We start from the raw sequence: 9420 nt of genomic DNA, 5'->3' as shown, positions 1-9420 counted from the left end.
GCACGCTCTTGACCTGGATCCACACTTGGGCGCCCATGGCGAAGGTGTCAGGGGTCAGGCCGCCGGTGCCGCCCAGGTTTTGCGAGGCAAACACGCCGGTCAGGATGGCACCCACAATGCCGCCCACACCATGCACGCCAAACACGTCGAACGCATCGTCAGCACCCAGCATCTTCTTCAGGCCACCCACGCCCCACACGCACAGCGGCCCGACGATCAGGCCCATCACGATGGAGCCCATCGGCCCGACAAAGCCGGCTGCCGGGGTGATACACACCAGACCGGCCACCGCACCCGAGGCAGCGCCCAGCATGGAGGCCTTGCCCTTGTGCAGCGACTCTGCTGCCAACCACGACAAGGTGGCTGCGCCGGTGGCCAAAATGGTGTTGATGAAGGCCAGACCGGCCACGCCGTTGGCGGCGCCAGCGGAACCGGCGTTGAAGCCAAACCAGCCCACCCACAGCAGCGAGGCGCCCACCATGGTCAGCGTCAGGCTGTGCGGGGTCAGTGCTTCTTTGCCAAAACCGATGCGCTTGCCCACCATGTAGGCGCCCACCAGACCAGCGATACCGGCGTTGATGTGCACCACGGTGCCACCAGCAAAATCCAGCGCGCCGTCCTTGCCCAGCAGGCCGCCACCCCAGACCATGTGCGCCATGGGGATGTAGCTGAAGGTGAACCACAGCAGCGAGAAGATCAGCACGGCAGAGAACTTGATGCGCTCGGCAAACGAGCCCACGATCAGCGCCACGGTGATGGCGGCAAACGTCGATTGGAAAGCCACGAACACGTACTCGGGGATGGTGGGCAGCAGGCTCGACAGGGTGTCGGGCGCAATGCCTTTCAGGAACAGCCGGTCAAAGCCGCCAAAGAACTGCCCCTCGCCCGAGAACGCCAGGCTGTAGCCGTACACAGCCCACAGCACGGTGATCATGGCGAAGATGACAAACACCTGCACCAGCACCGACAGCATGTTCTTGGAGCGCGCCAGGCCGCCGTAGAACAGCGCCAGGCCCGGGATGATCATCAAAATCACCAGCATGGTGGAGGTGAGCATCCAGGCGGTGTCGCCCGAGTCCAGCTTAGGCGCAGCGGGCGCGGCAGCAGGCTCGGCCTCGGCGGCGGTGGCTACCGGCGCTGGAGCGGGGGCCGCAGCCACCACGGGCGGGGCCACGTCGGCAGGGGCAGGGGCCGCCACGGTGGTGGCGCTGGTGGATTCGGCCACTGCGGCGGTTTGTGCCAGGGCGGGCACGGCGCTGGCCAGCAACCCCACGCCCAGCAGTAAGCAAGCAAGTAGTTTTTTCATGGCAATTCTCGCGTTCGTGGAAAAAAGAGGGGAGAGCTGTGGCCTACAGGGCTTCCTGCCCGGTTTCGCCGGTACGGATGCGCACCACCTGCTCCAGGGCCGAGACAAAAATCTTGCCGTCGCCGATCTTGCCGGTGCGCGCCGCACCCTCAATGGCCTCGATGGCGCGGTCGACCAGTTCATCGGCAATGGCCGCTTCGATCTTCACTTTGGGCAAAAAATCGACCACATATTCAGCGCCGCGGTACAGCTCGGTGTGGCCCTTCTGGCGCCCAAAGCCCTTGACCTCGGTCACCGTGATGCCTTGCACGCCGATGTCCGAGAGTGCCTCGCGCACCTCGTCGAGCTTGAAGGGCTTGATGATGGCTGTCAGCATTTTCATGATCAGTTCCTCCGGGAAAAAGGCGGGGCACCGACGGCGCCCGCCAGGGGTTGGGTCGGTTACAGGGTTTTGGTCAGGGTGACGAGCAGGCGCGTCTTGTTGACATCGCCAAAGTACGCTTTCTTGCTGGCCCCGGCCACCGCAGCGCCCAGCGACAGGCCACTGCCAAAGTCATAGGCCGCGCCCACGCTGTAGTCCATGTAGTTGGGCACGCCCAGGCTCTTGACGCCGCTGGAGAAGCGCGTAAAGCCCACCGAGGCTTTGAGCGTCCACTGGGGTGCGATCTCCTGGGCATAGGCAAAGCCCAGGTAGCCGGAATTGCGGCCCTTCAGACCCGAACCGGCCTTGGCACCGGCCCAGCCAAAGTAGTCTTTGGACACCGCGTGCGAATACTTGGCCGTGACGGGGCCCCAGGTGGCGGCGCCGTACAACTCGGTGGTGTTGCCGGTGGTGTTGCCGGGGAACAGGTAGGTGACGGCGCCCACGTCCCAGTCCAGGCCGCCTGCCTTGAATTTGTAGCCGCCGTACAGGTCGGCCTCCAGCGAGTTGCCATCGAGCCAGTTGACGGTGGAGTTCCAGTTGCCCACGTACCAGCCGGACTCGCCAAAGGCGTAGTCAAAACCGCCTTGCAACGCGGGCTTGACGGCGCGCGTCTTGCTCGTGTCCTGGTCTTGGCCACGGAACTTGTAGTTGCTGGTCAGGCTGACGTTGCCGGTGAGCTGGGCACTGGCGGCAAAGGGAAGGGCGCAGACCAGGGCGATGCCGAGGGCTTTGAGGGATGGGTGGGTCATGGTTCCTCCAGAAAGGTTGTAAGCGAAAGACACAAAGCTCAAAGCACAGAGCGTGCCAGCACTGCTGGCCTTACATTGGCGGTGCAAGATGGCGCCGCTGTGCACTGTATTGGTGCTTTGCGCCTGCGCTGGAGCATGGCAGCGCCTGTGACGCACTTCTCTGGGGAAAACCCAGGCAGTCCAGAACAAACTTCGGTTTGCAAGCCCCCCTCTTTCAAGTGGAGAGAATCCATGTGGTGGAGGGGCCACCTCTTCCAAATTCGCCTTTTCAAGGGGCGCGGATTGAAACATGAGTCTTGCTTTGGTGCAAAGCCGGGCCCTGCTGGGGCTACAGGCGCCACCCGTCACGGTGGAGGTGCATCTGGCCAACGGCCTGCCCAGCTTCACGCTGGTGGGCCTGGCCGATGTGGAGGTGAAAGAAGCGCGCGAGCGGGTGCGCTCGGCGCTGCAAAACGCGGGGCTGGAGTTTCCGCACAACAAGCGCATCACCGTGAACCTGGCGCCTGCCGATCTGCCCAAGGACTCGGGCCGCTTTGATCTGCCGATAGCGCTGGGCATTCTGGCCGCCAGTGGGCAGATCGACGGCGCGCGGCTGGCGGGCTACGAGTTTGCCGGAGAGCTGTCGCTGTCGGGCCAGCTGCGCGCGGTGCGCGGCGCACTGGCCACCAGCCTGGCCCTGCGCACGCAGCAGGTGGCCGCGCAGCTGGTGCTGCCGCCGGGCAGCGCCGAAGAGGCCGCGCTGGTGCCCGATGCGCGCGTGTACCGCGCCCGCCACCTGCTGGACGTGGTGCAGCAGTTTTTGCCCCCCGGCAGTGCCGATGCAGCCGGTGGCAGCGCCCACGCAGGCGCCGCCCCCGATGACACCACCGGCTGGGCGCGCATGGACGCGCTGCCCCGGCCCGCCAGCACCACCTATGCCGACCTGGCCGACGTCAAAGGCCAGGCCGGTGCCAAGCGCGCCCTGGAGATTGCCGCTGCCGGGGGCCACAGCCTGTTGCTGATGGGGCCACCGGGCTCGGGCAAATCCATGCTGGCGCAGCGCTTTGCGGGCGTGCTGCCCGAGATGGAAGTGGACGAGGCCCTGGAGAGCGCCGCCATCGCCAGCCTGGCCGGGCGCTTTGTGCTGGAGCGCTGGGCACAACGCCCCACGTGCAGCCCGCACCACACGGCCAGCGCCGTGGCGCTGGTGGGCGGTGGCTCGCCGCCGCGGCCCGGCGAGATTTCGCTGGCGCACCATGGCGTGCTGTTTTTGGACGAGCTGCCCGAATTTCCGCGCGCCGCCCTGGAAGCGCTGCGCGAGCCACTGGAGACGGGCCACATCACCATCGCCCGGGCAGCGCGGCGGGCAGATTTTCCGGCACGCTTTCAGATGATTGCGGCGATGAACCCCTGCCCCTGCGGCTACCTGGGCGCCGCCCAGCGCGCCTGCCGCTGCACGCCCGACCAGGTTGCGCGCTACCAGGCCAAACTCAGCGGCCCGCTGCTTGACCGCATCGACCTGCACACCGAAGTGCCCACCCTGCCAGCGCACGAGCTGCTGGGCGCACCGCCCGGCGAGGCCAGCGCCACCATCCGCCAGCGGGTGGTGCAGGCACGCGGCGCCGCCATCACCCGCCAGGGCTGCACCAACCAGGCACTGCAAGGCCAGGCCATAGACCAGCATGTGCTGCTGGAGCCCGCCGCCGCGCAGTTCTTGCAAACCGCCTCGGCGCGCCTGGGCTGGTCGGCCCGGGCCACGCACCGCACGCTCAAAGTGGCGCGCACCATTGCCGACCTGGCCGGTGCGCCGCACACCCAAATGGCCCACGTGGCCGAAGCCATGCAGTACCGGCGCACGCTGGCGAAATAACGCTGGCACCGCGCCCATCAAAAGTGCCTAATCTTTGGCCGACCAGACGCTCTACCACGGGCCACAGCACACGATGATCGACGCCTTGACCTCCCCCGCTCCCCACGAACCCTCCAGCCTGGCTTGGCCCTTGCCTCCGGTGCCGGGCTACAGCGAGGCGTCCACCAGCGCCGCACCACCCTGCGACATGGAAGCCACCAACGGGCAAACGCGCCAGCTGCGGCTGGTGTCACTGCACAGTGGCCGGCGCCTGGCTGTGGTGCAACAGCCCCCTGCCGAGGCCAACATGGCACTGCGCTTTGCCATGCTGCGCCGACTGCGGCTGACCACCCCGCTGGCGCCCGTGGCCAGCAGCGCCGCACCGCGCCCGCGCACCGACTACGTGCTGACCCTGGACAACGGCCAGACCCTGCGCGGCCAGACCCTGGGCCATGTGGAAAACGACCTGGGCCTGTTCCTGTTCCACCCCCTGGGCACGGACGACAGCGTGGAGCGGGTGTTCTACCCGCGCGAGTCTTACCAGACGCTGTACATGGCCGAACCTGCGGCGCCCGCGCTGCCCCCCGCGCTGGCCGCCAAGGCCATCACCGAACCCGAGACGCTGCTGCAAGCCCTGGAGCAGCAAGCCCGCATGCCCGTGGTGCGCATTGGCGAGGCCCTGACCGCACTGGGCCTGGTCACACCGCAAGAGCTGGACGAAGTGCTGCACAAACAACAAGGCCAGCGCGGCACGCCGCTGGGAGAAATGCTGGTGCAAAGCGGCCAGATTTCGCGCGAAGACCTGCAAATGGCGCTGGCGCGCAAGATGGGGTTTCCGGTGGTGGACGTGGCCCATTTCCCCATCGACCCCGAGGCCCTGCAAAAAGTGCCGTTTGCCATGGCCCAGCGGCTGCACGTGCTGCCACTGCTGTACCGGGGCGGCCTGCTGGTGGTGGCCGCTGAAGACCCCTCGCGGCGCAGCACCATCGACACGCTGGAGTTCATCACCCAGTCGCGGGTGCTGGCTGCGCTGGCAGGCGCCAGCCCACTGGCGCAGACCCTGCCCGCCAGCTACACCCGCCTGGGGCTGGACACCGCAGGCCCTGGCCCTGGCCCACGGGCCGCCGGGGCCGAGGCCCCCACGGCATCGGCCAGCGAGCTGCGCGAATCCCTGGAGCTGGGCAGCGTCAGCGATGACGACCAGGAGCCGCAAATCGAGCAGACCGACAACTCGCTGGTGCGGCTGATCAACACCATGATCATCGACGCGCAGCAGCAAGGCGTCTCCGACATCCACATCGAAACCTACCCCACCCGGCGCAAGCTGCGCATCCGGTTCCGCAAGGACGGCGTGCTCTCGCCCTACATGGAGCTGCCGCACACCTACCGCGCCGCGCTGGTGGCGCGCATCAAGATCATGTGCGCGCTCGACATCTCCGAGCGGCGCAAGCCCCAGGACGGAAAAATCAACTTCTCCAAGTTCGTGACCGGCCACGCGCTGGAGCTGCGCGTGGCCACCATCCCCACGCAGCAAGGCGCCGAAGACGTGGTGCTGCGCCTGCTGTCATCGGCGCGGCCCGTCACGCTGCAAGCACTGAACCTGTCGGCGCCCAACCTCCAGCAGCTGACCGATGCCGTGCAGCGCCCCTACGGCCTGGTGCTGTGCGCAGGCCCCACCGGCTCGGGCAAAACCACCACCTTGCACTCGCTGCTGCAACACCTGAACACGCCCACGCGCAAAATCTGGACAGCCGAAGACCCCATCGAAATCACCAACCCCGACCTGCGCCAGGTGCAGGTCAACCCGCGCATCGACTGGACTTTTGCCAAGGCGCTGCGCTCGTTTTTGCGCGCCGACCCGGACATCATCATGGTGGGCGAAATCCGCGACCAGGAAACCGCCCAGGTCGCCATCGAGGCCTCACTCACCGGCCATCTGGTGCTCAGCACCCTGCACACCAACAACGCCACCGAAACCGTGGTGCGCCTGCTGGACATGGGCATGGACCCGTTCAACTTTGCCGACTCGCTGCTGGCCGTGCTGGCGCAGCGCCTGGCGCGCCAGTGGTGCAGCCAGTGCAAGCGCGCCGAGGTGGCCGATGAAGACTTTGTGCAGGCACTGCTGCACGAATACCTGCGCCCCTTTGCCCCCGACCAGCGCCCCGACCCCGAGCCGCTGCGCGCCGACTGGGTGCGCCGCTTCGGCCAGGACGGCCAGCTCCTGCGCTACCACGCTGCGGGCTGCCCGCACTGCAACGGCACCGGCCTCAAAGGCCGCCTAGGGCTGCACGAGCTGCTGCTGGTAGGCCCGCAGGTGCGCCACCTCATCCAGACCCGCGCCCGGCCCGAAGAAGTGCAGCACGCGGCCATGGAGCACAGCCACTTCCGCACCCTGCGCCAGGATGGCATCGACAAAGTGCTGGCCGGGCTGACCAGCCTGGAGGAAGTGCGCGCGCATTGCAACGCCTGAGCGCTGGCGCGTGCGCCGCCCCGCTTCTGCACTTGCCGGTCACTCGCGTAACAAAGCCACCACTTGATCCACCACACGCTGATGCGCTGCCGCCTTGAGCGTACCAGCCACCCGCTGAAACAACGATTCGTGCGCTGTGAACAACTTGCCAGCCCGGGCATAGCTGCTCAATTGCAAGCTGCCCTGCGCAAAGTCGGCGTCTGTCAGGGCAATGGCCCGTGCATCGGCATAAGGTTTGCTGGTAATTTGGCACAGTACCCAGTCCCCCTTGTCCACACCCGCCAACAACAAGGCGGGCCGCAGCTTGCTGGCCGACAGATCAGAGAAGGGAAAAGGCAACAAAATCACTTGCCGGGTTGCAAATGCGCCCATGCGGCCTCCTCTTCTTCGCACAGCCAGTCTTGGGCCAATGCTCGCTCACTCAGGCTGGCGCCGCACAGGGCGGTCTCGCCCAGCGGCGCTTCGTCAGTGAACGTGACCAGCACCCGGCGTGGCATGTTCACCACGTTGCCGGGCAAGTCAAAAAACAGCAATTGCCCGTTGGGCTGTAACACAGCTTCGTAGGTTTGCAGCATGGTCAATCTCCTTGGCATTGTTTTTGGCGAAGGCAAGGGGGCAACGCCATCACGCTGATACAGCGCTTTTCGGCGACCGCCAGCCCTGGCACCCGGTAAAACTCCTGCGTATTGTGGGTAATTCAAAGACACGCGGGCGCCTGGCTGACCAAACTACTGGGCAGAAGTGCCAAAAACTTCGTCTACCAATTGGCGCATCTCCAGCATTTCTGCAAGCGCTGCGCTCCGGCTAAGCCCACGCTTGGCTCTCAGCACGATGCGATCCACGTTGCCCGCTACCGCACGCAACTTTTGCCGATTCCGAACGGCTTTCGCACGCTCAAATACCTCGGGCTTGGCATGCTCAGCCAGCATGCTCATATAGATCACACACTCCACGCCGAACAGGTTGTTATCGGTGTGCAAACGATACACCTTGACCCATCCTGGCCAATGGTTCTTTTCTTCAGTCAGTTGCCAATGCGCAAGCCATGCTTTTCGACAGATATACAGAGATTTGACTTTCGCATCGAAATCAATATCTAGAATCTGTGCAGAAATCGGTATGGTGAACGCAATCCATGCACTGGCATCAATGACAAAATCCCACAGCCGGTACCGTTGCTGGTACTCGACCAGCAGAGGCAACGGCGCAGAAGAGGTCATCTCGTTGACAGTTTCCTGCCATGTCCATCGGCGGTAACGCTCCATCTCCTGAAGTACTGCGCCATGGTGCTCAGCGATGTGCAGCACCTTTTCATCGGCATCCTCCAGCGCTACAAACGGCCGCTCAGAAACATCCTCCAAGTACGGACGATAGGTGCTCAGCACCTGGAGACTTTCGCTGCTGACGTGCCTGAACGCCAGTTGTTCATCTATGAGGTCAACCACCCATTGATAATCCAGCTTGATCCACCCCTCGCCGTCTGGCGTTGATGTGGTGTCCGAGTCCATGAAAACATACAACTGAGTCCACTCAACGCTGTCACGCATCCGCTTTGTCACTGCATCGCGGTACCCGCTCAATTGATTGGTGCCTTGGTTCGCACCGTACTTGTTCTCCAGAATAACGATGAGCTTGCTGACAGGATCCACGATAGCCAGATCGCAGCGCCCGGTTTCTACGCCGAACTCTCGAATACACAGGGCTGCACCCAACGACATCAGACCCAGGCGACTTGGCGAGACGGCAAGCATGCCGTTTCGGGCACTTAGCTCGGCACTGTGCCAAGCGGCCCGCAATAAAGCGCGCAATGGCAGGTCACCCAGACCGTGGCCTTCTCCAGGGCTGAGCAGCCACGCCAAAAAGTTGGAGATCTGGAGTTCCTTGGGATACGCAATGGCCAGTGCATCCGTCTCCCTTGCCACTGCCCGCAGGTGGTGAACAGCAGGATCGGCAAAGAATGCTTCAAGTTGATCGTCAGTCATAGACAGATAGGGGGCGCTTTGTTGAACGGATCAAAGTACCAGTTCGGCTGGTATATGCCAGCGCCAACCACTTGAGCACTTGGGCAGACTGCCCCGGCGCTTGCAGATCGGCGCCAAAAAACAGTTCAGGCACGATCAGCTCCAACTCCATCGTGGGCGGGCAACCGTCGGGCAGGCACACCAAGCCCACGCGGGCACAGGCGGTGGGCGCATGGAGGGGGAGGTGCCAACAGTCGGATGCGGACGGCAGCGACGCGCTTACCAGAGCTGTGGGCCAGCCAGTGTGTTTTGACGTCGGGTTTGACCAAGGTGGCGCCAGTGGTGAGGGCGAGGCCCTGGCCTTACAAAGCAAAAATCTTGCCGGGGTTCAGGATGTTCTGCGGGTCCAGGGCGCGCTTGATGGCGCGCATCATGTCCACCGCACCCACGCCCGCCTCGTCCAGCAGGAAGCCCATTTTGTGGATGCCCACGCCGTGCTCGCCCGTGCAGGTGCCCCCCAGTGCCAGCGCGCGCGCCACCAGCTGGTGGTTGAGTTGCTCGGCGCTGGCGCGCTCTGCGGCGCTGTCGGGGTCGATCAGGTAGCCGAAGTGGAAGTTGCCGTCGCCCACGTGGCCGACCAGAAAGTACGGGATGCCACTGGCATCGGCCTCGGCCACCGAGT

Annotated in this window: 9 protein-coding genes; 2 read left to right on the top strand and 7 right to left on the bottom strand. The window is 64.8% G+C overall.

Annotated elements, in window-relative coordinates; translation table 11 throughout:
- The 3 genes from PHX69_RS12825 to PHX69_RS12815 form a co-directional block, all read right to left on the bottom strand.
- Nucleotides 1–1306: ammonium transporter (locus PHX69_RS12825; RefSeq protein WP_288044155.1), on the bottom strand; the 1306-nt coding region annotated here is incomplete at its 3' end.
- 43 nt (nucleotides 1307–1349) lie between these two features.
- On the bottom strand, nucleotides 1350–1688 hold the full coding sequence (glnK, locus tag PHX69_RS12820) for a P-II family nitrogen regulator (RefSeq protein ID WP_119013595.1): 339 nt from the start codon (nucleotides 1686–1688) through the stop codon (nucleotides 1350–1352).
- Between the two features lie 59 nt (nucleotides 1689–1747).
- Nucleotides 1748–2479 (bottom strand): TorF family putative porin, encoded by a 732-nt coding sequence (locus PHX69_RS12815; protein ID WP_288044153.1) that lies wholly within the window; start codon nucleotides 2477–2479, stop codon nucleotides 1748–1750.
- A 289-nt stretch (nucleotides 2480–2768) separates the two neighbouring features.
- Between PHX69_RS12815 and PHX69_RS12810 the strand changes: the two genes are divergently transcribed.
- Together PHX69_RS12810 and PHX69_RS12805 are read left to right on the top strand one after the other, a co-directional pair.
- On the top strand, nucleotides 2769–4328 hold the full coding sequence (locus PHX69_RS12810; RefSeq protein WP_288044151.1) for a YifB family Mg chelatase-like AAA ATPase: 1560 nt from the start codon (nucleotides 2769–2771) through the stop codon (nucleotides 4326–4328).
- Nucleotides 4329–4413: 85 nt separating this feature from the next.
- Nucleotides 4414–6777 carry a GspE/PulE family protein gene (locus PHX69_RS12805; RefSeq protein ID WP_288044149.1) on the top strand — a complete coding sequence of 788 codons (2364 nt, stop codon included), beginning with the start codon at nucleotides 4414–4416 and terminating at the stop codon, nucleotides 6775–6777.
- Between the two features lie 39 nt (nucleotides 6778–6816).
- Here PHX69_RS12805 and PHX69_RS12800 read toward each other — a convergent pair whose 3' ends face one another.
- The 4 genes from PHX69_RS12800 to PHX69_RS12785 form a co-directional block, all read right to left on the bottom strand.
- Nucleotides 6817–7149, bottom strand: a complete 333-nt coding sequence (locus tag PHX69_RS12800) for a MazF family transcriptional regulator (protein WP_119013599.1) — start codon at nucleotides 7147–7149, stop codon at nucleotides 6817–6819.
- The gene (locus PHX69_RS12795) at nucleotides 7122–7352 is read right to left on the bottom strand and encodes a hypothetical protein (protein WP_288044145.1); all 231 of its coding nucleotides are present in this window, start codon (nucleotides 7350–7352) and stop codon (nucleotides 7122–7124) included. The genes PHX69_RS12800 and PHX69_RS12795 overlap by 28 nt, the downstream gene beginning before the upstream one ends.
- A 153-nt stretch (nucleotides 7353–7505) precedes the next feature.
- Nucleotides 7506–8759 (bottom strand): PDDEXK-like family protein, encoded by a 1254-nt coding sequence (locus PHX69_RS12790; protein WP_119013601.1) that lies wholly within the window; start codon nucleotides 8757–8759, stop codon nucleotides 7506–7508.
- A 341-nt stretch (nucleotides 8760–9100) separates the two neighbouring features.
- The coding region (locus PHX69_RS12785; RefSeq protein WP_288044142.1) for an FAD-linked oxidase C-terminal domain-containing protein at nucleotides 9101–9420 on the bottom strand (320 nt) is incomplete at its 5' end.

This window comes from Simplicispira sp., assembly GCF_028687295.1.
Classification (GTDB): Bacteria; Pseudomonadota; Gammaproteobacteria; order Burkholderiales; family Burkholderiaceae_C; genus Simplicispira; species Simplicispira metamorpha.
Note: the sequence above shows the minus strand (reverse complement) of the source record. Positions and strands in the feature narration are given on the sequence as shown.

Bases quoted from the DNA above. Each gene is read 5' to 3' on its own strand.
- glnK (WP_119013595.1), bottom strand. From the start codon at position 1,688: ATGAAAATGCTGACAGCCATCATCAAGCCCTTCAAGCTCGACGAGGTG.
- PHX69_RS12815 (WP_288044153.1), bottom strand. From the start codon at position 2,479: ATGACCCACCCATCCCTCAAAGCCCTCGGCATCGCCCTGGTCTGCGCC.
- PHX69_RS12790 (WP_119013601.1), bottom strand. From the start codon at position 8,759: ATGACTGACGATCAACTTGAAGCATTCTTTGCCGATCCTGCTGTTCAC.
- PHX69_RS12800 (WP_119013599.1), bottom strand. From the start codon at position 7,149: ATGGGCGCATTTGCAACCCGGCAAGTGATTTTGTTGCCTTTTCCCTTC.
- PHX69_RS12810 (WP_288044151.1), top strand. From the start codon at position 2,769: ATGAGTCTTGCTTTGGTGCAAAGCCGGGCCCTGCTGGGGCTACAGGCG.
- PHX69_RS12795 (WP_288044145.1), bottom strand. From the start codon at position 7,352: ATGCTGCAAACCTACGAAGCTGTGTTACAGCCCAACGGGCAATTGCTG.